At 32.7% G+C, this 25675-nt stretch carries 23 protein-coding genes; 10 read left to right on the plus strand and 13 right to left on the minus strand.

The features are described from left to right. The 3 genes from CL818_RS08555 to porQ all read right to left on the minus strand — a co-directional run. A partial coding sequence (locus CL818_RS08555) for a beta strand repeat-containing protein (RefSeq protein WP_502692233.1) occupies window positions 1-2397 on the minus strand: 2397 nt, incomplete at its 3' end. Window positions 2398-2630: 233 nt separating this feature from the next. After that, on the minus strand, window positions 2631-3329 hold the full coding sequence (cmk, locus tag CL818_RS08560; protein WP_286972685.1) for a (d)CMP kinase: 699 nt from the start codon (window positions 3327-3329) through the stop codon (window positions 2631-2633). Further along, window positions 3329-4363, minus strand: coding sequence for a type IX secretion system protein PorQ (porQ, locus tag CL818_RS08565; protein WP_286972687.1), 1035 nt, complete (start codon window positions 4361-4363; stop codon window positions 3329-3331). Before porQ ends, cmk begins: the two co-directional genes overlap by 1 nt. 349 nt (window positions 4364-4712) lie before the next feature. Here porQ and CL818_RS08570 point away from each other — a divergent pair, with 349 nt between their 5' ends. The 3 genes from CL818_RS08570 to CL818_RS08580 all read left to right on the plus strand — a co-directional run bounded on the left by CL818_RS08570 (window position 4713) and on the right by CL818_RS08580 (window position 6645). Continuing rightward, window positions 4713-5255 carry a DUF4402 domain-containing protein gene (locus CL818_RS08570; RefSeq protein ID WP_286972689.1) on the plus strand — a complete coding sequence of 181 codons (543 nt, stop codon included), beginning with the start codon at window positions 4713-4715 and terminating at the stop codon, window positions 5253-5255. A gap of 107 nt (window positions 5256-5362) precedes the next feature. After that, window positions 5363-6181: a fimbrial biogenesis chaperone gene (locus CL818_RS08575; RefSeq protein WP_272973725.1), complete on the plus strand. Its 819-nt coding sequence runs from the start codon at window positions 5363-5365 to the stop codon at window positions 6179-6181. Next, window positions 6181-6645 (plus strand): hypothetical protein, encoded by a 465-nt coding sequence (locus CL818_RS08580; protein WP_272973726.1) that lies wholly within the window; start codon window positions 6181-6183, stop codon window positions 6643-6645. Before CL818_RS08575 ends, CL818_RS08580 begins: the two co-directional genes overlap by 1 nt. Before the next feature lie 2635 nt (window positions 6646-9280). On the opposite strand, the gene CL818_RS08585 is transcribed toward CL818_RS08580, so the two are convergent. After that, the gene (locus tag CL818_RS08585; RefSeq protein ID WP_286972692.1) at window positions 9281-10525 is read right to left on the minus strand and encodes an ABC transporter permease; all 1245 of its coding nucleotides are present in this window, start codon (window positions 10523-10525) and stop codon (window positions 9281-9283) included. 107 nt (window positions 10526-10632) lie between these two features. Between CL818_RS08585 and hisS the strand changes: the two genes are divergently transcribed. The 5 genes from hisS to CL818_RS08615 all read left to right on the plus strand — a co-directional run bounded on the left by hisS (window position 10633) and on the right by CL818_RS08615 (window position 14865). Further along, on the plus strand, window positions 10633-12003 hold the full coding sequence (gene hisS, locus CL818_RS08590; RefSeq protein WP_286972693.1) for a histidine--tRNA ligase: 1371 nt from the start codon (window positions 10633-10635) through the stop codon (window positions 12001-12003). A gap of 1 nt (window position 12004) precedes the next feature. Then, complete coding sequence (locus CL818_RS08595; RefSeq protein WP_286972696.1) at window positions 12005-12517, plus strand: DUF3124 domain-containing protein; 513 nt, start codon at window positions 12005-12007, stop codon at window positions 12515-12517. Window positions 12518-12722: 205 nt separating this feature from the next. Further along, window positions 12723-13523, plus strand: a complete 801-nt coding sequence (gene rlmF / locus CL818_RS08605) for a 23S rRNA (adenine(1618)-N(6))-methyltransferase RlmF (RefSeq protein ID WP_353743986.1) — start codon at window positions 12723-12725, stop codon at window positions 13521-13523. A 2-nt stretch (window positions 13524-13525) separates the two neighbouring features. Then, complete coding sequence (locus CL818_RS08610) at window positions 13526-14113, plus strand: pseudouridine synthase (RefSeq protein ID WP_286972844.1); 588 nt, start codon at window positions 13526-13528, stop codon at window positions 14111-14113. Window positions 14114-14154: 41 nt separating this feature from the next. After that, window positions 14155-14865 (plus strand): flavodoxin family protein, encoded by a 711-nt coding sequence (locus tag CL818_RS08615; protein ID WP_286972699.1) that lies wholly within the window; start codon window positions 14155-14157, stop codon window positions 14863-14865. A gap of 92 nt (window positions 14866-14957) precedes the next feature. Here CL818_RS08615 and CL818_RS08620 read toward each other — a convergent pair whose 3' ends face one another. The 6 genes from CL818_RS08620 to CL818_RS08645 all read right to left on the minus strand — a co-directional run bounded on the left by CL818_RS08620 (window position 14958) and on the right by CL818_RS08645 (window position 19629). Continuing rightward, window positions 14958-15527 carry a carbonic anhydrase gene (locus CL818_RS08620; protein WP_286972702.1) on the minus strand — a complete coding sequence of 190 codons (570 nt, stop codon included), beginning with the start codon at window positions 15525-15527 and terminating at the stop codon, window positions 14958-14960. A gap of 146 nt (window positions 15528-15673) precedes the next feature. Next, the gene (locus CL818_RS08625) at window positions 15674-16222 is read right to left on the minus strand and encodes a type 1 glutamine amidotransferase domain-containing protein (protein WP_286972704.1); all 549 of its coding nucleotides are present in this window, start codon (window positions 16220-16222) and stop codon (window positions 15674-15676) included. Window positions 16223-16330: 108 nt separating this feature from the next. Beyond that, window positions 16331-17302, minus strand: coding sequence for a YihY/virulence factor BrkB family protein (locus CL818_RS08630; RefSeq protein WP_286972706.1), 972 nt, complete (start codon window positions 17300-17302; stop codon window positions 16331-16333). Further along, on the minus strand, window positions 17302-17817 hold the full coding sequence (locus CL818_RS08635; RefSeq protein WP_272973732.1) for a DinB family protein: 516 nt from the start codon (window positions 17815-17817) through the stop codon (window positions 17302-17304). The genes CL818_RS08630 and CL818_RS08635 overlap by 1 nt, the downstream gene beginning before the upstream one ends. An 87-nt stretch (window positions 17818-17904) precedes the next feature. Then, window positions 17905-18387 carry an Lrp/AsnC family transcriptional regulator gene (locus tag CL818_RS08640; protein WP_013187829.1) on the minus strand — a complete coding sequence of 161 codons (483 nt, stop codon included), beginning with the start codon at window positions 18385-18387 and terminating at the stop codon, window positions 17905-17907. A gap of 75 nt (window positions 18388-18462) precedes the next feature. Next, window positions 18463-19629: a M14 family zinc carboxypeptidase gene (locus CL818_RS08645; protein WP_272973733.1), complete on the minus strand. Its 1167-nt coding sequence runs from the start codon at window positions 19627-19629 to the stop codon at window positions 18463-18465. Between the two features lie 277 nt (window positions 19630-19906). Between CL818_RS08645 and CL818_RS08650 the strand changes: the two genes are divergently transcribed. Further along, window positions 19907-20350 (plus strand): helix-turn-helix domain-containing protein, encoded by a 444-nt coding sequence (locus tag CL818_RS08650; protein ID WP_272973734.1) that lies wholly within the window; start codon window positions 19907-19909, stop codon window positions 20348-20350. A 27-nt stretch (window positions 20351-20377) separates the two neighbouring features. After that, window positions 20378-20752, plus strand: coding sequence for a DNA topoisomerase IV (locus CL818_RS08655; RefSeq protein ID WP_272973735.1), 375 nt, complete (start codon window positions 20378-20380; stop codon window positions 20750-20752). Between the two features lie 8 nt (window positions 20753-20760). Here CL818_RS08655 and CL818_RS08660 read toward each other — a convergent pair whose 3' ends face one another. From CL818_RS08660 to CL818_RS08675, 3 genes are all read right to left on the minus strand, one after another. After that, a complete protein-coding gene (locus CL818_RS08660; RefSeq protein WP_286972710.1) occupies window positions 20761-21300 on the minus strand; it encodes a cupin domain-containing protein in 540 nt (179 codons plus the stop codon). 1237 nt (window positions 21301-22537) lie between these two features. Next, window positions 22538-23443 carry a patatin-like phospholipase family protein gene (locus CL818_RS08670; protein ID WP_286972714.1) on the minus strand — a complete coding sequence of 302 codons (906 nt, stop codon included), beginning with the start codon at window positions 23441-23443 and terminating at the stop codon, window positions 22538-22540. Further along, window positions 23443-25509, minus strand: a complete 2067-nt coding sequence (locus CL818_RS08675; protein WP_286972716.1) for a M1 family metallopeptidase — start codon at window positions 25507-25509, stop codon at window positions 23443-23445. Before CL818_RS08675 ends, CL818_RS08670 begins: the two co-directional genes overlap by 1 nt. Window positions 25510-25675 lie beyond the last annotated feature (166 nt).

Consider the following 25675-nt stretch of genomic DNA (forward strand, 5'->3'; position numbering starts at 1 on the left):
GATCGTTCCTGCTCCGATGACAACCGATCCGGCTCCATCCTCAGCGAAGATTCCTCCACCACCTACAATCTCCAATGGATCTGCAACAAGGTCTCCCTGTGCATCGTTACCATCTATAGTTGTTCCGGTGATAGTCATCACACCTTGGTTGTTCCATAGTCCGCCACCTTCTTTGGAAGCTGTGTTTCCACTTACGGTTCCTCCTGTGATGTTAATAGCACTAGACCCACTTACGTGTAGTCCGCCACCGTTTCCAGGAGCAGGAGCAACACCACCAGCATTGTTATTATCTAATGTTACATTAGTTAAATTTACAATACCTGGTACACTTCCTGAATCTGTATTATTTGCTTCAATACCACCACCAGCTCTATTTGCTGTATTATTAGAAATTGTTGTTCCTGTAGCAGTAAATGTTCCNCCTGCATTTAAAATACCACCACCAGAACCAGANGGNCCTACTGTAGCAATGTTATTTATTATTTGNGTNGTAGCATCTGTTGTTACAGTACCTCCTTCATTNTAGATACCACCACCACCAGATGTTGCTGCAGCAGCACTATGAGCACTGTTTCCATCAATAACAACATCAATAATTGTCATTATGCCAGAGCCATTCCATAATCCACCACCTTCATTAGCAGCTTGGTTATTAATAACTGAACCACCTGTAATATTAGTAGTTGCATTACCACCTACGTGTAAAGCACCTCCATTACCAGGATTAGAATTTAAAGGAGATGTAACACCAACATTATTACTGTCAAAAATTACACCTGTTAAATTAAGAGTTCCGCCAGTATGTTCTATAGCACCACCAGCACGTGTAGATACGTTATTAGTGAAAGTTGTTTCAGTAATTGTTACAGTACCTCCATTACTTAGAATAGCTCCACCAGAACCTGAAACACCATCTGCAANATTATTGACTATATTATTTCCTGCTAATACTATAAGATCTCCACCATTGTTGAATATTGCACCACCACCTGTAGTAGGCGCATCTCCACTTGCGATATTATCTGAGAAATTTGGTGTTGGTGTATTGCCTACTGTCATTGTACTTCCAAGTTGATTCCATAGTCCACCACCTTCGTTAGCTGCTATATTTCCTTGAATATTACCTCCATTAATTATNANAGTAGCAATTCCAGAAACGTGTAAACCACCACCATTACCNGGACTTGCTGAAGCATTTGGTGCAACACCAGCATTATTACTATTAAGTGAGGCATCTTGTAATGTAAGTGACCCATCTATTATTTCGATACCACCACCAGCACGGTTTGCTATGTTACTATTTACTGTAGTATTTGGATCTGTAACTGTAACATCTCCATCTGTACTTAAAATACCACCGCCAGAACCAGAAGTNCCTGTAGCAGAATTATTATTTACTAAAGTTGCGCCAGAAACTATTAAAGTACCACCGTTGTTGAATAAACCTCCACCACCGTTAGAGCTATCGTTTCCTTGTGCTTCATTACCAGTTACAGTTGAGGCATTTACGGTCATTGTTCCGCCAGCTTGATTCCATAATGCTCCACCTTCTGATCCTGCAATATTATTTATAAATGTAGAACCTGTTACGTTTGTATCACTTATACCTGTATTATGTAACGCTCCACCATTACCAGGTGTACCAGTTGCTTGGTTACCATCAAAAGTTACGTTAGTAATTGTTAATACATTAGGTGTATTAGTTTCAATCGCACCACCAGCACGACCAGCAATNTTTCCTGTTAAATCTGAATTTACTAAAGAGAATGTTGTTAAAACACTTTGAGACTCATAATAAATTGCTCCACCACTACCNGAAGCAGCANTTGCTATNTTATTATTAAATTCAGTTCCTGTAATATCTAANGAAACATCTGAAGCATAAATTGCACCACCACCGCCATCCCCAGACGTGTCTGATTCTGTGGAATTGTTATTAAAATCACAATTTACTATAGTTAAAGAACTAGGAGCTACAATATCATTAGCTGATACAAATATAGCACCACCACCATCTGCTGTTCCTGTAATTGAACCGTTNTGAATAGTGATTGCATCTAGTGTTGAGGATNCTCCTGCAATAATGCCACCATCCATCTGAAAATTAAAAATTCTTCCAGAATTGGAAGAACCATCAATAATTGTATTACCAGTACCATTTCCTGTAATTGTTACATCATCTGTAACTAATATTTCTCCAGAAGTTAGGTTTACTGTAAAGTTTCCATTAAATGTAATAACGTCTGCTCCNGCATTTGCGTTAGCTTGAGCAACTGCGTCTCGTAGGGAACCTGGTCCAGCATCATCGCCGTTTGTTACAATTTGACCAAAAGATAGGCCAGCAACAAACAACAAGGAAAATGTAAGAAATAAGTTCCGAGTAGTTTTTTGTTTCATAATGAAATGTTGATTTAGTTAAACTTAGTTTAGNACACAGTAGTTTTAAAACACTATGNCTTAAAGTATTAACGANTAATGAGGACTGTTGGATTTTCAACATAACNTCTTTAACCTAAGTTTAACTGCTTAACATTTCATTAACACCGATTGGCGATAAAATATGATTAAAACCANTATTTTTTGTAAGAATTAACAAATAATACTAACCTGTGTTAATANTCAAGCNAGATTTANGATCTGCCCGCTAATTTATCNTTTACAAGTTGTAGTATGGTATGAAATTGGCCATCTAAAGTAAGTTGAGAGTTATCAATTTCAATTGCATCTTTTGCTTTAACTAATGGAGAGTCTTTACGTGTAGTATCAATTAAATCTCTTTCGACAACATTATTATATATGTCTTCATAATTTACAGCATCGCCTCTTTCAATAAGTTCTTTATATCTTCTTTGAGCACGTTCTTCTGCAGATGCNGTCATAAATAATTTTAAATCGGCATCTGGAAATACTACTGTACCTATATCTCTTCCATCCATAACAACACCTTTNTCTTTACCTAAGCGCTGTTGTTGNCTTACTAGTTTTTTTCTTACTTCTGAAACAGTAGCTATTGGACTAACAAAATTTGAAACTTTTAAAGTTCGTATTTGATGCTCTACATTAATTGAGTTTAATAANACTTCGGCAAACCCCTTTGTCTCATTGTATTTAAAAGTTATTTCAATATTATCTAATTCATTAATTAGCTTTTCTTTATCAAAAACTGTTTCAGAAATAATATTGTTATTTAATGCATATAACGTTACTGCTCTATACATTGCTCCTGTATCAACATAAATATAATTAAGATGGCTAGCTAATTGTTTTGCNACTGTACTTTTTCCTGTAGAGGAATACCCATCAATTGCAATTGTAATTTTTTTCTGCATTATTGTAAATCTATATTTAAACCAAAAAAGCTTGAGCTAGCTGCGCTGTTATAGCGAGAATAGGCATAATTAAAACGTACTCTATTAAATTTGACACCAAAACCAGCACTTAAGCCTGCAAAAGACCTTTGGTCTACAATTCTTAATTCTTCTCCTCTTCTAAAGCTATAACCTAACCTAATATTAAAGCCTCCTTTTGGAAATAGCTCTACTCCTAATATTGTATGTCTTAATACATTATTAAAGAANCCTGGATCATCTTCAATAACATTTCCAGAAAGATCTTCTTCATCTCTATTTGTATTTCTGAAAGCTATTTGCCATTGCTGTAAATTCTCAAAGGTTAAATGCCACTGCAATGGTACTTTTCTTAATTGTTGTGAAATTCCGAAATTAACTTCGAAAGGGATACTTTCATAAGTATCATCATACGCAGTAAATTGAGTACCTATATTTCTAGCAACTGCAGCTATAACTAAATCCCANTCTTCATAAAAATAAGTTANACCAAGNTCTAATGCNCCTCCTAAAGATGAATATTGTTCTAATTTTGAAGATATAAACTTTGCATTTGCTCCAATATAAAAATCTGAGTATGGTATATTATAAGCATATCCTAAAGACAGTGCTGCTTCTCCACCACTAAAAGTGTTTGTAGCATTACCATTTTCATCATACCCATCAAANCTTCCATAGTTTATNTAAGTAATNCCTGCATGAATAACTTGAGTTCTCCTNTCATATAAATAAGCATAACTAGCAGTACCATAATTTACATCTGCTATATAATTTACATAGTTAACAGACAATTGGTTGTCCATTCTNAAATTTATATTGGCAGGATTGTAAAGACCAGATGTGGGATCTTGGTCATATATAGTAATATTCTTTCCACCTAAAGCAGCTTGTCTAGGAGAGTTTATAAGGTTTAGGAATTGATATGTAGACTGACCACCTATCTGTCCATATATAAAATTAATATTTAGGAAACAGAATAATGCAATGGCGGCTAAAACATAATAACGTTGCTGCATAGGCACAAATGTAATTAAAACTACAATTGAAACGNTTAGCTCTAATATTTATTTTAAACAGATATTATTTAAGNAAATTGAATGACTATGGATTATTATTTAACAAGTTGCACATAGCATTTAAGCNTATACAACTGTTAAAGTAAATGTNTAATGCACTGCATAATATTTAATTAACATTTANTTAGTGCTTTTAATCTATNAAATTAGCTTTTAACATATTAGNTGTGAAATGTTTCCNAAATTAACNAACTGTTAACNTTTTATATTTATAAATAATATAATTTAGCTTGTGTATTAATACNATAAANATTTANTCTCTTATTTAACAATTCAAAAACAATCTCTTATGAAAACTTTTAAAAATTTAGTATTTNCTGCAGTTCTTTCAACATTTGGNATTTTAACNGCTACNGCACAATTAACAAATACTGCNACTGCAAATGCCTCTGCAACAATTGTACAAGACTTAACAATTGAAAAAACAAATGATCTTAATTTTGGTGTGGTAATTCCATCTTCTTCAGCTTCATCATTTATATTAGCTCCTGCTGGAGGTTTAACTATAAGTGTTGGTTCTGTAAGTCAAATATTAGGTGATCAAACTGCTGCTAGTCCAGAAGCTGCAGCTTTTGAAGTAACTGGTTCTGGTATCTCTATCTTTACAATATCATTACCTACATCTATAGATATTACAAATACTAACGACGACACAATGACTGTTGATACGTTTACATCTAGTTTACCAATTGCTGGTGTAACTTTAGGTGGTGTATTAGGTGATTTGAGTGTAACAGAAGATTTTACGGTAGGTGCTAAACTTAATGTAGGTGCAGATCAAGCTGCTGGTTTATACACTGGTACTTTTGATGTTACTGTAAATTACTTATAAACCTACACAACATATTAATTTAAAAAGTACCATCTTTTTTAGATGGTACTTTTTTTTATCTCAACTTATTAATACTTTTATAAACACATCTCTTATTATTATTAATTATGAAACACGCTTTATATATCTTATTCTTATTATTAAGTATACCAAGTTGTTACCCTCAAGGCGATTTATCTGTAGTGCCAAGACGAGTAGTTTTTGAAAATGGAAATAAACGCTCAGAAACTTTATACCTCACAAATAGAGGAAAAGATACCGCTACATATAATTTGTTGTATGTTAATTATAAGGTAGATAATTCAGGTGTTTTTAAAAGAGTACCTGAAGACTCTATTGAAAACCCATCAAGTAAAAATTTTAGATTTTTCCCAAGGCGAGTAACCTTAGCTCCTAACCAAACCCAAACTGTAAAGCTGCAAATGAGAAATTTTTCAGAATTGGAAGATGGAGAGTATAGATCCCATTTACTTTTTAAAGGTGTGCCTAGAAATAATGCAAGATCAAATGTATTAGAGGTAGACAATGAGGCTGCTATGGGCGTTAGTCTTAAAGCAGTTTACGGTTTAACTATACCTAATATTATTAGAAAAGGAGCTTACAATACAACTGTTGCTATTGAAGATGTTAGCTTACCATTTACTGAAAACAATAAAAGAGCGCTCTCTTTTAAAGTTACAAAGTCTGGCAATATGTCTATTTATGGATCAATTAGTATAGATTACCTATATGGTGATGGTAGTATAGAAAATATAGGAGAAATTCCTGGAATTGCAATCTATGCCAAAAATGATCATAGAGTTGTAAATATGCTCATGCCAGATGAATTTTCTAATTTAAGCGAAGGAAATATACAAATTACGCTAACAAGTAAAGAGGAACGAAATATTAATGATATTATCGCTGAATATGTAATAAAACTCTAATGAATAATTTAAAAGTTCTTCTTTTCTTATTCTTTTGTTCAACTTACACATATAGTATAGGTCAAACTATACTTGCACAAAATATAGAACCTTATAATTTTGGAATGTTTACTTTAGGTGGTCAATCTTCTGGAGTTTTAAATTTAACAGAGAATTCTACACTAACCACATCACAAAATATTACAGTTTTAAACCAAAGTACAATAAGTGCCGCTAAATTTTTAGTTACCACAACAAGTGTATTCCCTATTAATGTATCAATATCCACATCAGATGTATATTTGGTGAATCAATTTAATGAGACTATTCTTTTGCAACCAGAATTACCAAATGATGAGTCTTTTAATATATCGGTATTAAATCCACTCACAGTTTCTTTAGGGGCTAGCCTACTCATAAGCAATAATTCGCCAGGGCATTATAATGGCGACGTAGAAGTTATGTTTATAATTAATTCTGAATGAGTAAAACTTTACGCATTATTCCATTCAAAATATTAATTCGGAGTCTCATTCTATTAGGGTTTGTTTTAATTTCATTATTACCGTTTCAATCATACTCTCAAATTTCTCAAGATTGTGACGAGGTCATTGTAAGGTTATTTATTGAAGGTTTACGAGATTCTGAAGTGTCTTCAATTATATGTGAAAACAAAACCTATATTTCTATAAATGAGTTATTTGCAATAACAAAAGTTAAGTTATCTCTCATAAATGATGATGCATCAATAGTTGAAGGTTTTATAAGCTCTCCAGAAGATGTCTATATCATAGATACAGAACAGCAGGAAATTATTTTTAGAGATAATAGATATGCTTTAGGTGAAGATGACGTGTATTTAAGTCAAGGAAACCTGTATTTAAGTTTAGAACGATTAGATGCTGTTTTTAAATTTGAAAGTAGCTTTATTTATAGAGAACTAGCTATTGTCACAAAAAGTGCTATTGAACTTCCTGCTATGAAAGAAGCTAGGATTTTAGAAAGACGCCTTAATCTTAATAAGATTACAAACACTGTTTATGTAGGAGATACGTTAGCTAGAAGAGAAAGGCCTTGGATAGAGTTAGGTGCGCTCACCTATGCAGTTAACACCTCTCAAGTTATAAATGGTAATTCCTTTAACAGGTTTCAAGTCTCCACAGGCGGCCAAGTTTTGGGAGGAGATTTAGCTGCTAATTTTGTAAGTAACGCACAAACGCCACTTACGTTAAGAAATTTTTCTGCAACCTATAAATATGTCGATAACTCAGACACTAATTTTAAGCAGTTTAGTTTAGGAAATGTTGGTACAAACTCAATCGCTACAAACTTTGCACCATTAATTGGTGGACAGATCACAAACAGGTCTACTCAACTAAGAAACACTTTTGAATACTACAACCTTACAGAATATACAGAACCCTTTTGGACTGTAGAGCTTTATATAAATGATGTCTTGGTAGATTATACTGAAGCAGATGCCACAGGCCTTTTTAGTTTCTCTATACCTGTAGTTTATGGAAGAACTAATGTCGATTTAAGATTTTTTGGACGTTTTGGGGAAGAGCAAACACAAGAACGTTTTATAAATGTTCCCTTTAGTTTTTTACCGCCAAAAGAATTTGAATATCAAATTACTGCTGGAACATTTGCAGAAGAAACTGGAAGTGTATTTTCTCAAGTAAGAGGAAGTTATGGTGCAACTAGGTTTTTAACATTAAACGCAGGTACAGAATATGTAAAGACAAGAGGAAATATAAGCTTCTACCCTTTTTTATCTACTAACCTTAAAATAAAGAATAACCTTATCTTTTCTTCAGAATATGCTTTAGGTGTAAGATTTAAGAGTACTATAAATTACTTTTCAACGTCTAACTTTAATATTCAGGCAAACTATACAGAGTTAGATGAAAACCAAACTGTAGTATTTCAAGGAGCAAACAGACAGTTAGATGCTACTGTAGCATTTCCTTTAAGATATAAGTTTATTCAAGGGTTTTCAAGATTTAGATTCGATTACAGATCTAACAGAAATGGTAATTATTCTACCAACACTCAATACATTTATAATGGAAAAATATTTGGTCTAAGTTCTAACTTAACNACCAGTATTTTAAAAAATGCTAACGCNAATGCATTNTATAGNTTAAGAGGATTTACAACCTTTGAAATTTATAACGGNTTNTTAATGTCNCCAGAGNTATTATATGAAATCTCACAAAACAAAATTAACTATGCCAGAGTAAGAATTAGAAAGAATTTATACGGAAGAGGATTACTAGATTTTAGTTATACAAGAGAGTTCTTNTCAAACTCNAACTTATTTAGCTTAGGGTTACGATGGGACTTTAACTTTGCTCGTACCGGAGCAAATATTGCTATTAGTGAAGACTTAGTAACCTTAGGGCAAAATATATCTGGTGGTTTACTATTTAATAATTATGACAACCACTTAAGCTTTGATAAAAACATAACTCTAAACAGAGCTAATCTTGTGTTTAAACCATTTTTAGATTTAAACGACAATGATATAAAAGATGAGGATGAACCTGTAGTTGTAGGCCTTGGCGGTAAGTTAAACAAAGGTAGAAATGGAAACCAGATGCCTAATGGAGATTTACAATTTAATAGTTTAGAGCCCTACATAGATTATTATGTTGAGTTAAATACAGACAACACAGAAAGTGTTGCTTATAAATTAAAATACGATTCTTACAATATTACACTTAGNCCAAATAAAATTACTACTATTGAAGTNCCTGTAAAAATATCTGGTGAAGTNGNAGGATATGTCTTCAGGTCTAAAAATGGTACTCAACAACCGTTTAGCCGAATTAAAATAAATATCCTAGATGAAAAATTTAATACTGTAGCAACAGTATTATCAGAATATGATGGTTATTTCTCTTACTTAGGATTATTAAGTGGAAATTACTCTGCAAGAGTTGATAATGAACAACTNCAGAAAATATTTTACTCTACTAAAAGTCCAGTAATTAATTTTACAATAGATAATAGCAAGTANGGAGATATNTTAGACAACCTAGAGTTTTACTTAGATCCTAAAGAACCTCAGTTTGATCTTTATGAGACTATTGTTAAGTACTTTACGTTTTAATGTTACTCGTACCTAAGAGACTCAATAGGATCTTGTTTAGATGCTTTTAAAGCTGGATAACTGCCAGAAACTACTGCAATTAAAAAGGTAATACCTGTTGCCCACAAAATAGCAACCCAAGGCGTTACAAAATCAAACTCTGCAGCAGATGCCACAGCATAACCTATAAGAATACCTAATATAATACCTATTAAACCTCCTAATTGTCCAATAATTAAGGTTTCCATAAAAAACTGAGTGGCAATNGTATTACGTTTTGCTCCNAAAGCTTTTCTAACCCCAATTTCTCGAGTACGTTCTGTCACAGAAACCAACATAATATTCATAAGTGCTATTGAAGATCCAAAAATTGTGATTATACTAATAATCCAAGCAGCAATATCTAGATACCCTGTAATTGCAAAGATTTGATTTAATAAGCTATCACTACGCTCTATCCCAAAGTTATTGTCTTGTACAGGACTAAGACCTCTTATATTTCTAAAGGTTATAGTTGCTTCATCTTGAGCACCTTCCATCATTTCTTTATTNTCTATTTTCACGCTCATCTCATAGTTTATATTTGGCGCAGTAAAAATAGAACGTGCATTTTGAATAGGTATAAGTACCCTTAAGTCTTGATTNTTCCCAAACGTAGAGCCTTTTTCTTCTAAAATTCCTATTACNTTAAATTTTACGCCTCTTATACTAATNGTTTTATCAATAGGATTTATGTCTTTAAATAGAACTTCATAAAAATCAGCTCCTAGAATACAAACGTTGTTATTGTTTTCAATATCGAAGACTGTAAAATTTCTGCCTTTTTCTAATTTAAGNCCAGAATTGTCTAAAAAGTATTCGTTTACACCTAATACTCTAACTTCTGGATCTGTTTTTTCNGTTTCAAATCTTACTTCGGCACTTGCTGTACCTGTAAANGAAATGGAGGTTTGAGAAAATGGATACTCAAATTTTTCTTTAAATTCTTTTACTTCATTATAACTTAAAATAGGATTTACCTTTTGGCGTTCTCCTGGACGACCGCCCATTTGTATATTAAACTCGTACTGTCTTATATTAAATGTATTGGCTCCCATAGCAGAAAAATCNCCNCTNATNGTATTTTCTAGTGCAGAAACTGCGCTAAGTATTCCCACAAGTGCAGTAATACCAATAGCAATAATCATTACCGTTAAAATNGTTCTAAGTAATTGGCTTTTAATGCTATCAAAAGCTATTCGTACATTTTCCTTAAAGAGTCCAAACATAGGATTACGGTTCTACTAAATAAAATTCACTCATAAGACGCTATACCAATGATAAAGTTACTTAAATTTTGAAGTTTCTTTAAGTATCTTTGCGCTTTCAAATAATTATGGCACAGAAACCAAGCATACCAAAAGGCACAAGAGACTTCTCTCCTATTGAAGTTTCAAAGAGAAATTACATTGTAGATACTATAAAATCTAAGTTTCAAAATTTCGGTTTTCAACCTATTGAAACTCCAAGTTTTGAAAATAGCGCAACCCTTATGGGAAAATATGGAGATGAAGGCGATCGTCTTATTTTCAAAATATTAAACAGCGGAGATTTTCTTAANAAAGTAGATGATACTACATATGCTGAAAAAGACAGTCTTGTAATGACTCCTAAAATTTCAGAAAAAGCACTTCGCTATGATTTAACTGTACCCTTTGCTAGGTATGTTGTACAACATCAAAATGAAATAGACTTTCCGTTTAAACGCTACCAGATACAACCAGTGTGGCGAGCAGACAGACCNCAAAAAGGACGATTTAGAGAGTTTTACCAATGTGATGCAGATGTTGTTGGTAGTAAAAGTTTGTTTCAAGAAGTAGATTTTATTCAACTTTATGACAGTGTTTTTACTGCGTTAAATCTTGATGGNACAACGATAAAGATGAACAACAGGAAGGTGTTAAGCGGTTTTGCTGAAGTTATTGGAGCTAGCGATAAACTTATAGACTTTACTGTAGCGTTAGATAAATTAGATAAGATTGGCGAGGAAAANGTAAAAGAAGAAATGCTTACTAAAGGTATTTCTGAAGAAGCTATTTCTAAAATNCAACCCATATTTAATGTTTCTGGAAGTTTTTCAGATAAAATTGAAACGGTAAANAGTATCCTTGAATCTTCAGAAATAGGAATGGAAGGTATTAAGGAATTAGANTTTATACAAGAAGCCATATCACAACTACCATTACAAACTGCAACTTTAGATTTAGATATAACTTTAGCGCGTGGNCTAAACTACTATACAGGTGCTATTTTTGAGGTTAGTGCNCCAGAAGGTGTAAGTATGGGAAGTATTGGCGGTGGTGGCCGTTACGATGATCTTACAGGTATTTTTGGCCTTAAAGATATGAGTGGTGTTGGTATCTCCTTTGGTTTAGATAGAATTTACCTTGTTTTAGAAGAACTTAATAAATTTCCTGATACGGTTTCTGAAAATACAAAGGTCCTTTTTGTTAACTTTGGAGAAACAGAGGCATTNTATGCTATGCAAGCTATTAAGAAATTAAGAGCTAACGGTGTATCTGCAGAATTATATCCAGACAAGAAAAAAATGGGTAAACAGTTTGATTATGCTAACAAAAGAAATATACCATTTGTTGTAGTTGCTGGAGAAACCGAAATAGCAAATGATTTGTTAGCCTTAAAATCTATGAAAACTGGNGAGCAAGAAGATGTCTCTTTACAAACATTGATTACTAAAATGAGTTAATATGAAACANTTCCTTTTACTTACTGTAATATCATTACTATTTTGGTCTTGCCAGGAGCAAAAGGATTTTAGCACTGTAGATCCTGTAAACTGGAAAAAGAGAGCTATAAAAGATNTTTCTGTACTAGACAGTTTNGAGCAAGGNNCAACCTACCTTTCTGTGTATTCTGAAATTTATAGTTTGTCTGAACATAGAACACATGATTTAACTGCTACAATAAGTTTAAGAAATACACATAGGAGTGACTCTGTATTTCTTACTAAGGCAGAATATTTTAATACAGAAGGCGATTTAATACGTACCTATTTTACAGATCCTATTTATTTGAAACCAATGGAAACTGTAGAAATTGTTATAGATGAAATAGATAAAGAAGGCGGCACTGGAGGTAATTTCATTTTTGATTGGGTTGTACAACCTAACTCTTCNGANCCATTGTTTGAAGCTGTTATGATTTCTACTTCAGGACAACAAGGACTTTCATTTACTACTGTTGGTAAACGTTTAAAATAAATTACTATGAAAAAATTACTAAGAGCACTTGTTGCATTTTGGGGTGCTAAGAAAATTGGTGGNGGCCGTTGTGGNTGTATTGGTACTATTGTAGTTTTTCTAATCTTATATTGGCTGCTAGGTTACGTTTTCGAAGCATTTTAAACCATTCTTTTCTCTGCATCCTAATAATATACATAACGGCGACTATAATTTTACTGCTTTAATTAGCACACATAAACCGCTACAAGNCTTTGTTTTTAAAAACTCGTATGGAAATCTTAGTNTNGATTTTTCTAATCCCGACGCTGTTTATCATCTAAATAAAGCTTTATTAAAACACCATTATAATCTTACAGATTGGNATATTCCCAAACATTTTTTATGTCCTCCAATTCCTGGTCGCGCAGATTATATTCATCACCTTTCAGACNTTATAGATCAAAAACAACAAGTTAAGGGATTAGACATTGGCGTTGGTGCAAATTGCATTTATCCAATTTTAGGNACTCAAATATACAATTGGGATATGGTNGGTTCTGATATTAACAAAAACTCTGTATTACAAGCAATTAAAAATGTTAATTACACAAAAGGTTTAAGTGAAAAAATTTCAATAAAGCATCAAGAAAACAATGCTAATATTTTTGAAGGNATTATAAANGAAAATGANCNNTTTACNTTTACTATGTGCAATCCACCATTTTATACNTCAGAAAAAGATGCAGANCGTGAGGCTTTAAAAAAGNTTAAAAACTTAAACNACACAACAGAGTTAAAGCTAAATTTTGGTGGACAATCTCACGAGCTTTGGTGTAATGGTGGCGAAGCTCTATTCATTAAACGTATGATTAAGCAAAGTGCATCTTTTAAAGNAAATGTCACTTGGTTTACAACGTTAGTCTCTAGAAAAGAAAACTTGCCTAAACTTGAAAAGCAGCTTAAGAAACTAAAAGCTTCTNTAAAAGTTATAGAAATGAGTCAAGGTCACAAAAAAAGTAGAATCTTAGCTTGGCAATTTTCTTAGTTATGAATGCTGAAAACTCTACACACAAACATTTTAAACTTTATAAACCAGACGGTTATCTTAGTCAGTTTATAAATAACAGCAAGAAACGCCGAAACAAAAAACTATTAGGCGAATTATATAATTTTCCTGAAGGCACTATGAGTATTGGTAGGTTAGACGAAATGTCTGAAGGTTTACTCCTATTAACTACAGANGGTAAAGTGAGTGCCGCTGTTACAAGCTCTAAGTACGANAAAGAATACATTGTACAAGTTAGTGGTGACATTACAGAAGGTGCNATAAATGAAATGCGTAACGGACTTACTATTCCTATTAATGGTAAGCAATATGATACAAAGCCGTGTACNGCATTTAAACTANATAAAANACCTCAATTTCCTGAACGNCAAAAAGCAATACGAAGCTCTAGACACGGCGAAACTAGNTGGTTATCTATTTCAATTCGCGAAGGNAAATTTAGACANGTTCGAAAAATGACTGCAAAAGTTGGCTTTCCTACATTACGATTAGTACGTNTACGTATTGGCAACTACCATTTAGAAGACATGCAACCAGGACAGGTTGCTCCTATTAACATTTCACAATAGATATAAAACCAGTATCTTTAGGATAAACCTAAAGTAACACTATGTCTAAGCCAGATTTTTCTTCTCTTAAAGCACTTTATTTAAACTGTACATTAAAAAAATCTCCAAGAAAAAGTCATACAAAGGGCTTAATAGATGTTTCTATGAATATCATGAAATCTGAAGGTGTTACAGTAAACTATCATCGTGTAGTAGATTATGATATTGCATATGGTGTTTATCCAGACATGACAGAACATGGTTATGATACAGATGATTGGCCAAAATTATATAAAGATATTATGGATGCTGATATCTTAATTATTGGTACACCTATCTGGTTAGGAGAAAAGTCTTCTGTTGCCACTAAACTTATTGAACGTTTATACGGTATGAGTGGCAAAACTAATAATAAAGGCCAATACGTGTTTTACGGCAAGGTTGGCGGTTGTATTATAACAGGTAATGAAGATGGCGTAAAACACTGTGCTATGGGATTATTATATGCAATGCAACATATAGGTTACAGCATACCACCGCAAGCAGACGCAGGATGGATTGGTGAAGTTGGTCCTGGACCAAGTTATTTAGATGAGGAAGCAGACGCTAAAAACAATGAATTTACTAATAGAAATACTACATTTTTGACGTACAACCTCTTACATCTAGCCAANGTAATGAAAGAAAATAACGGNTATCCAAAATATGGTAANTCAAGAGAAGATTGGGATAATGGCTCTAGGTGGAATTTTGAAAACCCAGAATANAGATAATGCTAAGTCAATAATGCTTCTATCTATAAATTAGAACAAAAAAAAAACGAGAGCCATTTTAGCTCTCGTTTTAGTTTTATAAAATGTAGGGCTTATAAAAACTCTACTTCTCCAGATCCTAAATTATAATATGCAGGAACTACTTTTAATTTTCCGCTATCAATTGCACCTTTAATGATTGAGCTACGGCTAGCTAATTCATCTACAGTAAGCTTTGCATTTGTTTTCACTACCTCATTAACTTCTGCATTATCATCAGACTTNGCTAACGCTGGAGAAATGTGTGATAATAAATGATTTAAGTTATAACCGTTATCTCCACCATTTACAGCAGCAGTTACAGCACCACAACTCTCGTGTCCTAACACAACAATTACAGGTGTTCCAATATTAGCTACNGCATATTCTATACTAGCAATAGAAGATGTGTTTGCNACATTACCAGCNACACGCACAACAAATAGCTCTCCTANACCAGCATCAAAAGCTAATTCTGGCACTACTCTACTATCTGCGCAACTTAATACAATTGCGTAAGGCTCTTGNCCTCCAGTTAAATCGCCACGGCGACTTTTATCTTGCAGCTTTCTATCAAGCTTATCTTCTGTGTATCTTTTATTCCCTTCTTTTAAGCGTTCTAAAACGCTGTCTATAGTCATCATAAGTTTTTATTTTAAAGTATAAATTTCGGAATTATAGATGTAATTTCAAATTAATCTATATTAGAATTTTATACAAATGTGCATTTCTATTTATTCTATAAAAAAAGGGAACATTTCTGTTCCCTTTTTNAAAAATTATTTNATAATTAAGCGTGTTGTAACTCGTGCTTACCTTCTTTTACCTCTTCAATTAATTTTGCATTAAATGCTGGTAAATCATCAGGATTTCTACTNGTTACAAAACCTTCATCTACTACAACCTCTTCATCTACCCAGTTTGCTCCTGCATTTACTAGGTCTGTTTTNATAGAGTTGAATGATGTTAACTTACGNCCTTTAACCACATCTGCTTCAATTAATAATTGAGGTGCGTGGCATATGGCTGCTACTGGTTTACTTTGNTTAAAGAAATCTTTAATAAAGCTAATAGCCTTATCATCTCTTCGTAAAATATCTGGGTTAATTACACCACCAGGTAACATTAAAGCATTATAATCACTNGCTGAAACATTATCCAATGTTTTGTCTACTGTATATTCGTTAGACCAATTTCCATTATCCCAAGCTTTTATCTTTCCAGACTCTTGACTTACAATATCTACTGTAAATCCTTCATTCTTCATAGCTTCTAAAGGTGACTTTAACTCACTTTCTTCAAATCCATTTGTTGCTAATATTGCGACTCTCTTATTCATCTTCTTATTATTTTGATTAGTAATTAAATTCATCTCAAATATAAGCAGATGTTAAGGCTAAGTGGGTTAATGTTTTGTGAAGCTTATGTTTAAGTTTGTTAAACAATGTTANGAGTCTACANCGTTTTCCAGCTTTTTAAAATCNTCATGATCTTCTTCTGCTTGTTTTTTTTTAAGCTCTAACTCTTGTAGTTCTTGCTCTAAAGCAGATTCTCCTTGTTCATTTGGCTCTACTTTTTCATTTTTATAGAGTGCATACTCTACAGTAAAACACGCTCCAAAAAATACTATGAGACACGTGTAGTAAACCCAAAGCAGTATAAGCACCACAGAAGAGGCGCCACCATAAACAGATGCAGGCTCACTATGCCCAAAATAAAATCCTAATAAATATTCACCTATTAAAAACAAAAGTGTTGTTACAGATGCACCTAATAAGGTAACTCTCCATTTAAGTTTTACGTCTGGTAAGATTTTAAAGATACTTGCAAATAATGCCGTTATAAATATATAAGAGAACAGGAAATTACCAATATCTAGGGCAATTGCTGTAATGTTTGGTGCAATTTGCTCTACATATTCACTTATAGCACCTATGGTTGCAGAAATTACTAACGAAACAAGTAGCATAAGACCCACAACTAAGATCATCCCAAATGAGATTACACGATCTATAACCATTCGTAAAATGGTTTGATCTCTCTCCTTTACATTCCATATAAAGTTCATAGTACGTTTTAATTGAAAAAACGCACCTGTGGCTCCAAAGAGTAGCGCACCAACACCAAATACAACTGTAAATGCAGAACTGTCATTAAGCGCGGCATTAGCAATCATACCTTCTATAGCTTCTGCGGCGCCATCTCCAATAAGGCCTCCTATTTCTGAAGTAATCCTACCTTGAACAGCATCTCTGCCGAAAAACTTTCCGGCAATGGTTACCACAATCATTAATAAAGAAGGCAATGAGAATAAGGTGTAGTAAGCAATAATTGCACTTTTAGCAAAAGGGTCTATATTATCCCAACGCTTGTAAGTAGACTTTATAAGACTTAAAAATGTTTTAAAAATTACTGTCATTACAAGTATCGTTCTTTTATAATTTCAATATGATGCTTTTCATGTCCTATCATAATAGCAGCAATGGCTCTAGCTGTCATAGCACTACCGTTTGCCGTACCTTTAAAAGAAAAAACATCTTCTTCTAAACTCTGAAACAAAACTAAAGAATGTTGCCGCTCAACATCATACTCCTTAATAAGTTGTGGCATAGATTTATTGTTGGCTCTTGATGGATTTATATAATCGTTATGTTCAAAGCCAATTAAAGGCGTCGCATCCATACGGGCAAAACGTAATGCTCGGTAATAAAATATACGTTCTGTATCTATAATATGTTGCAGAATTTCGAGAGGAGTCCATTTGCCATCAGCATAACGGTATAGGTATTTAGACTCGTCAAGTGATTTGAAGAATTTAGTTATAATCTCTTGTCTTTTATATAATAGCTCTAATAAATCTCCATCTCCAACTTTATCTATATAAGTTTTATAATATGGGTTATACTCATCTGGCTGTATGTCTTGAACTGTCATTTTCTAACTTTTTAGCTACTAAATTAACTAAAAAACCCCCAACATTACTGTTAGGGGTTTTTATAATTAGTAATTACTACCAATTCATTATTCTTGATGTTGAAAAATGCTATGCATTAAACGTTTTTTGTCGTTTAAGCTTTCCTCTAGAGAAATCATAGTCTCTGTTCTGTAAACACCTTCGATATCGTCTAATTGATAGATAACATCTTTTGCGTGATTTGTATTCTTAGCACGTATCTTACAGAAGATATTAAACTTTCCTGTAGTTACGTGAGCAACTGTAACAAATGGAATTTGGTTTATGCGCTCCATAACAAACTTAGTTTGAGATGTGTTCTGTAAAAAGACACCAACATAAGCAATAAAAGCATAGCCTAACTTCTCATAGTCCAATGTTAAAGATGAACCAATAATGATACCAGCTTCTTCCATTTTCTTTACACGCACGTGTACCGTTCCAGCAGATATTAAAAGTTTCTTTGCTATATCTGTAAACGGCGTTCTTGTGTTTTCAATCAGCATATCAAGTATCTGACGATCAATATCATCTAATTTGAACTTTGCCATAATTATTTATTTTCTGATTAATTGTGATTAGCCGGCAAATTTAATGAATAATTCGCAATAGAACTTATAAAAGCATTAAGTATTTTTTACAAAACTCAATTTTTTACCATTTATTAACACATTAACAATATCTATTTCTTCTGCAAGTTTTTCTGAAGTATTTATTAGAACATCTAAATCACTGCATTCTAACTCTTTATGAGCATAGTAATCGTTTAAGTTATCAATTTTAGCGATGTAAGGACTAAACGCAATTAAGCCACCATCTAATTCTTCACGATATTGAATAGCTATATCTTTTATTTCTTCTTTAATTGCTACATTTCTAAGTATGATATCGTAAAACTTCTTGTCGTTTTGCGGAATTCTCATATAATCCTTTACAGTTTCAGCCTCATAAGTTTTAGTAACTGCACAATTTATTAGCTGTAGCAAGGCTGCATAAATAGCTTTCCTGGTATCATTTCTATCATAAGCTTCCAAATGTCCGGCTTCAAATAAAATAGTAGGTGTGCCTAGGTTTTGAAACGTGTCTCCAACACAATTAATATTAAAACCATCATCATAACGCCCTATATGTCCTTTAATTAAATGTGACAATGTTGTATTCATAGCAGAGATATACTGCATAGCCACCTTCCTATTTACTGTAATAGAGCGTTCTATATCTTGTGATGGCGACAAAAAAGATACTGCAGCAGTTTTAGGTGTAAGATTTACATTATAAATGGTGCGTTGGTCGTGTAAGTTTAAACACAAATGAGGCGTAAATTCCTTATAAACCGCTTTAAGCACTTTACTTTCTGGCTGAGAGCAATCTTGCGCATCTCTATTTAAATCTATTTCGTTAGAATTAAAGCGCGTATAAGCCTCACAACCATCTGGATTTAACTGTAAAATTATTTTTAAGGTGATGCTTTTAAATATCTCCTCAGTTTCTGCAGAGTCTTTATGAGCGTCTATAATTGATAACAGATCTAATACAGCTTTAGTAGTTGTGCTTTCGTTTCCATGCATTTGAGACCAGCCTAATATTTTATAAGAACCAGTTCCTAATGTTATAGAATGAATTGGTTTTCCTAAAACAGAGTGACCTTCTAACGACACTTTTCCAATTGTTGAAAAGCGTTTTAAAGCTGAATTAATTTCATAAGGATGTATATAACGACCAATTATAGGCTTATAAAAATGATCGTTGTAAGACTTCCAAAATAGATGCTGATATATTGTATTATTTTCCACGTTACAAATGTAAACAATGTCTAATTTACATTTGTATACAGATGAAATGTCCATTTAGTTTAATTATGTAAACACAAAGAAGGTCGTGACTCTATTATAATTGAGAAATTAATAACGATGTGTATTTAATAAGCATTAAATAATGTTTTTCAATGTGTTATATACGTTTATATCAACTTTTAGTTCAATATAATTAACGTTATTATAGCTTGGTTTTGGTTATTTCTGTCAATAAGTTTACATTTGTAATGTATATATTTTAAAACTTAAGTTTACAATGGTAAACAGCACTGAATTTACGAAACGACTCGAAAAAATCTTTGATTATTACGATCTGAGTGCCTCTTCTTTTGCAGATAAAATTGAAGTTGGACGCTCTTCTATTTCTCATATTGTTTCCGGAAGAAACAAACCGAGTTTAGATTTTGTAATGAAAGTTGTATCTACTTTTGATGAAGTAGATTTATACTGGTTATTAAATGGTAAAGGAACATTCCCAAAATCAGATACAACAGTTCAGTCTTCTACACCACCAAGACCACAATCTTCATTTAGTGATTTTGACACATCACCTACACAGGATTTATTTTCTGATGCAGAACACCATTCAAATTCAATTGAAAATCACATTGCTCCAAAACCTAGTAATGTAAAGAGTAAAGCTATTGCTAAGATTATTGTCTTATATACTGATGGAAGTTTTGAGGCTTTTGAAAATTAATGCCTTATTTTTGCAAAAAAAGATCCTATGAAGCGTTTTGCAGCTCTTTTAATCTGTTTAATACTTACATCTTGTTATGCTCCAGAACGTGACTGTAAAGCATTTAAAACTGGTACTTTTGAATTTGAAAGTTTTTTAAATGGCGAATTAGTGACCTCGCGTTTTATTAGAAATGATTCTATTGAAATTGATATGTTTCAAGGTAAAAGTGATACTGCTTCAGTACGTTGGGTAAACGACTGTGAATATATACTCACCAATCTTAACCCCAAAAATATGGCAGAAGAAAAGCCATTACAAATTAGAATTATCACCACAGAAAAAGATTCCTATACATTTGAATATTCATTAGTAGGATCTCCAGAAAAGCAGCGTGGTACTGTTACAAGAGTTAAAGAGTAATTAATAGACTAAGGACAATACTTTCTTAAAAGCTTTTGCTCTAAGCCTAAAGTTTTTCCTAAAAATGCCAATACTGTTATTCCTGAATTTTGAACACCTCTTGGTATATTAGGTACATACGTATCCATTTTTTGTAATGCAATTGCCATTAACAATATATTTTTAGGAAGTCCATTTTTATAAACCTTACCATCTTCTGCTAGGCCATACATAATTTGTAAGCCTTCTCTTAATTTTCCAGGTGTATTTACGGTTACTTTAAACACAACTGTCTTATTCGTAGGATTATAAAACTGATGTTTTGTAAATGGAGAAATTTGCCTGGTCTCATTCTCCTTTAAAAGAAAGGGCTTATTATTTATAAATACCTGTAACTCTCCAGAAATAACCTTGAATACTTCTGTAATCTTGGTGTGGTAATGCTTTTGTGTTTGCCCACTTTGCGGCAATAACGTTGTTTTAAATACTAAGGATTCTTCAGATTCAGAAAGAATTTCAATTTCATCATTTAATATAGGGTTAGAGNAAGTAACATTTNGTTTAGCCATTNGTTNTGTGCTGTNTATTAAGNNTTAATTCTCTTCAATNTTAATAATCTGCTCTATCCAACTCGTTGTATTGCTAAGTTTAACATCGGGTGTTAGCCCTTTAGTTTCATATTGCGCATATGCTTTTTTATTGTGTTTTGTAGAAAGTGTAATACTATAATCCCTACAAGAGGTTGTTGTTTTATAAGCTTTGTTTCCATATCCATAAGCTAACATACCTCTTGAGTTTTCTCCNACAAGTTTAGTGCGATTGTCTTNTAATAACTCTANTNCAGCAAGNTCTGCCGCGCTTGAAGTTTTAAAATTTATAACAACATATATCGTTTTTAAGCTAGAGTTTCGTTTTACATATTTTATTAAAGGTTTGGCTTGTTTTAATGAGCCTCCACCATTATTCCTTAAATCNATAATCAGNTTTTCTTTTTCTAATTTTTGTAAAGTTTCATCATAAAATTTATCAGCTTCTTTCATTAAAGCTTTTGTTCTAGATAACGTTTTTATACCAACATAATCAAATGAAGGGTTTAGAGATGTATAGTTGAAATTCTCGGCGTGATTTTTATTAAAAAAGTAATTATCCTCTTTATTCCAAAATGTTGAGTGAATACGGCCTTCACTTATAGAAATANTATTCTGATAAAAAAGTAGACCATTTTTATAAAATTCAAAGATTTCAAAAGTTTTTGGTGAAGTCTTTTTTATTCTTAACCTAATTTTTCCTTTGGTCCACGCTTTAGAATTTGAATCTAACGTAATACCTAACCATTCAACTTCTGCGCTTTTTTTAACCAAAATCTTATCACTTCCTGCAAAGTAAATTCCTGAAATACTGTCTGAAGCCGTTAAAGTAGTATCTATATTTTTAGAATAGCTTGGTATATTTACTGGTATATCTTCAGGTACCCAATAAATTTCGTTATGTCGGTCTTTAATAAATGATATGTATTTCTGGATATAGCCTACACAAAAAAACGTGCTTAATGAATCATTTTTAATTTCTTCCTTTATTTGTTCTCGCCATTCTTGTAACTCTATTCTTAAATTAGCTGTAGTTACTTGATCTTTATAGCTTTTAGAGGATTTTATAACCTCAGACACTTCATTTAGTGCTGTCATACAATTACAGTCCTTTTCTTGGCTATAAGCAGTAGTTAATAGTAATGCAAAAGCCCATATGAAATTGTAATTGTACATAATCTGTTTTTAGTTAATAGCTATCATTTTTATTTAAGAGAATTCACTTTAATTCGTTATCCTTTGCCTGTTGTGCTTTACGTTCTGCGTAGGCATATCCTTGTTTCCACCAACTACGCATGAGCTTCTTATTAAATATCAATGAGTTTTCAGTTAGTTTAGATGGTGTGTAATATAAGTTNAGTGTTACTTCCTTATTTATAGCTGCTAGTTTTCCTTCTACAATATTGTGTCTTTCGGTTTGGTCCATCATAAAGCTAAAAAGGCCAACCATAAGTGAAAACGGATTTTTACCTAATATTTTATTGTGTTCCATATTCTCACTNTCTAAAATAATAGCATCAATTTCTGTTGCGCCTCTTCTTATTGCTTCACGTATAGGAATTAAGCAACCAAANCCACCATCTGCATACTCAAATCCGTCTTTTTCAACCAGACTCATAAANGGTACGTAGTTGCAGGAAATCCATATCCATTCACAAAAATCATNATAGGTACATTCTTGAATACTCTTATATTCTACNTTNTTTTTAGTAAGGTTAGATACTGTTACTACAATATCTTTAGCGTTTGTTCGGGCTTTTTGAAATTCGGCTTCAGAAAAATTCTTACGTATAAGTTGTCTTAGGTTTTTACTTTCTCCAAACGTGCGTTTACGTTTTATAAACTGTAATAANGAATTNACATAGTTTATNGAGACAAACTCTCTATTATCCTTGCGNTTAACACGAAACGGATTTAAACTAAAAATAGAGTTCTGATTAACATTGGTGTATATATTATACAACTTATTTAGATTGCCCAATGCTAAGTGTGGTAACAGTAAACTTCCTGTTGAACTTCCTAGAAACAAATCATACTTTGTATGTTGATGCCTAATAAGGTAATGCGCAACGCCACCAGCATAAGCACCTTTACTACCACCACCAGATATTACTAATGCTCTCATTATAATATAGTATCTAAAAATGCATTTTCTTCTTTTGTAAACGTTGCTTTAAGTTGTAGTAAACGTTTTTTGTAATCTGGCTTTTTTATAAGTTCTTTTAAAAGTTCTCGTGAAAACTTTTTAAATCGCCAAACGTGATGTGTTGTAGCATCAACCAAGTTCATTAAACTTTCGTCTGAAAAGGCTTCAATTTGGTATAGGTAATTAAATGNTAGTTCTCTAATCTGGTAGCTATACTTAGTATTGGTATACGTTGTTAATTTCTGAAATGTTTCAGATTTATTTGTAGGCTCATAGTTTTGAGTTGCCAAGTTTAAGGTAAGCCAAAGTAGCTCNACGTTATGATCTGAAAANCCTTTAATTCCTTTTAACTGTTCAAGGTAAGTAACACGTTTATTTGGAAATTGGCTCCAAAGGGCATACAAAGCAAGTTCTTTNGTTTGGTAAGAATCATCTTGTAAAAGTGACTCAAATTCAGACTGCAATGCCTTAGGTATTTCCTTTACATTAGCAACAATAGCCTGTCTTATAAGGCGATTATTAGTGTTAAATGCCATACGCATTAAAGACAAAGCTTCCGTATGCGGTTCGTTTGCTAACTGATAAACTATTTCTTGCCCTATATAAGTATTTACTTTTGGTGCAGAAAGTTCTTTAAAAAACAAATCTGCCTTNTCTTCTANTGGNGTTTCTCTTAATGCAGAAATTTTAAAATAGTGCTGCATAAATTCAGATGTTTTTAAACTGTTCAAGGCAGNTTCTGCTTTAAAAGCAGATTGTTCTAACCAGTTGGCTTTAAAAGTGCTCAACTCTTTTCCTGAGGCTTGTTCTATTGCAGCTAAGAAGTCATCTACTGTAACATTCTTGTACGCGTAAGTGTTTAAATAGTGCTTCACTCCTATTTTAAATGCTAAATCTCCAACGTCTTCCCTCAACATATGTAATGCCCAAGCGCCTTTCTCATAAAAAGTTAATGAGCTTGCCTTAGGGTTTGTTAAAGCTTCTCCTTTGCCACTATCACTTAGTTCTTTAAGACGTTCTGCACTCTCATAAAGTTTCCAATAGTAATAATCTTCTCCAAAAATCTCTCGTTCAGCCAACAATGCATAATAGGTTGCAAAACCTTCGTGAAGCCAATGGTGNGCACTACTTTTCTCGGTAACTAAATCGCCAAACCATTGGTGCGCTAACTCGTGAGCATTTACATTTACATAATTGCGGTCTATAAATCCGATATCGTCGGTTACAAAAGCATCGCTAAAAATGGTTAAGCTTGTGTTTTCCATTCCTGCATAGAGAAANTCNTTAACATACACTTGTTTATAATTTTGCCAAGGGTATGGTACACCTATTTCAGACTCTAAAAAATTAAAAATAGTTGAAGTATGACGGTAAGTTGCCTCAAACTCCTCAGTATCTTTAGGCTCAAANTATAGCTGAATAGGAATACCACTAGCGCTTGTAAGAGATTTGTGATCATAATGTCCAGCAGCTAATGCCACCAAATAACTAGACATGGGTTGCTTCATGTCATAATACCACGTCTTTTTAGTTTTAGTGCTACTAACAGAATCTAAAACACCACTTGCCATTACATTGAGATGTTGTGGAGCTGTTATCGTAAGNTCAAACTCNATTTTATCTGTCATATCATCTATACTCGGTAACCAGTGCGACGTATATTTACCTTGGCCTTGAGTAAAAANTTGATGNTCATTTAGGTCGTTTACAAAATAAAGGGTTTGCTTTGGAGAGGTTGTGTAAGTAATATTGAAGCTATATTCTGAAGGTTTGAAATCTCCTCTAATAATTAACTTCCCATTATCTGTTATAAACTGAAGCGTATCATTTCCNGAAACAACACTTTCAATAGTTTCAATTTTTGAATNTAANTATAACTCATTGGNTTGTTGAAGTATATCTACTATAANTTCAACTTTAGATTTAATTGATTTTGATTCAGGCAGCAATTCAATTTCAGCTGCTANTCTCTTAACATCTTGGGTTTGTGCTAATAAAGGCCATTGTAAAATTGAACAAAAAAATATAAATAATAGGTATTTCATAAACGGAGAACCTCNAACANGAGATTAATATTTTAANTTATTTCTTAATTAATATTACTTCAAAAAATAGGGTTTCAAACTTTATCTTAAAACGATTTTTTTAATAATAAATTACAGAAATTGTATACTACAAATCTAGCAAATCAAATCTCAATTACACTTAATT

Origin of the sequence: Croceibacter sp. (genome assembly GCF_002716225.1) — a bacterium.
GTDB lineage: Bacteria > Bacteroidota > Bacteroidia > Flavobacteriales > Flavobacteriaceae > Croceibacter > Croceibacter atlanticus.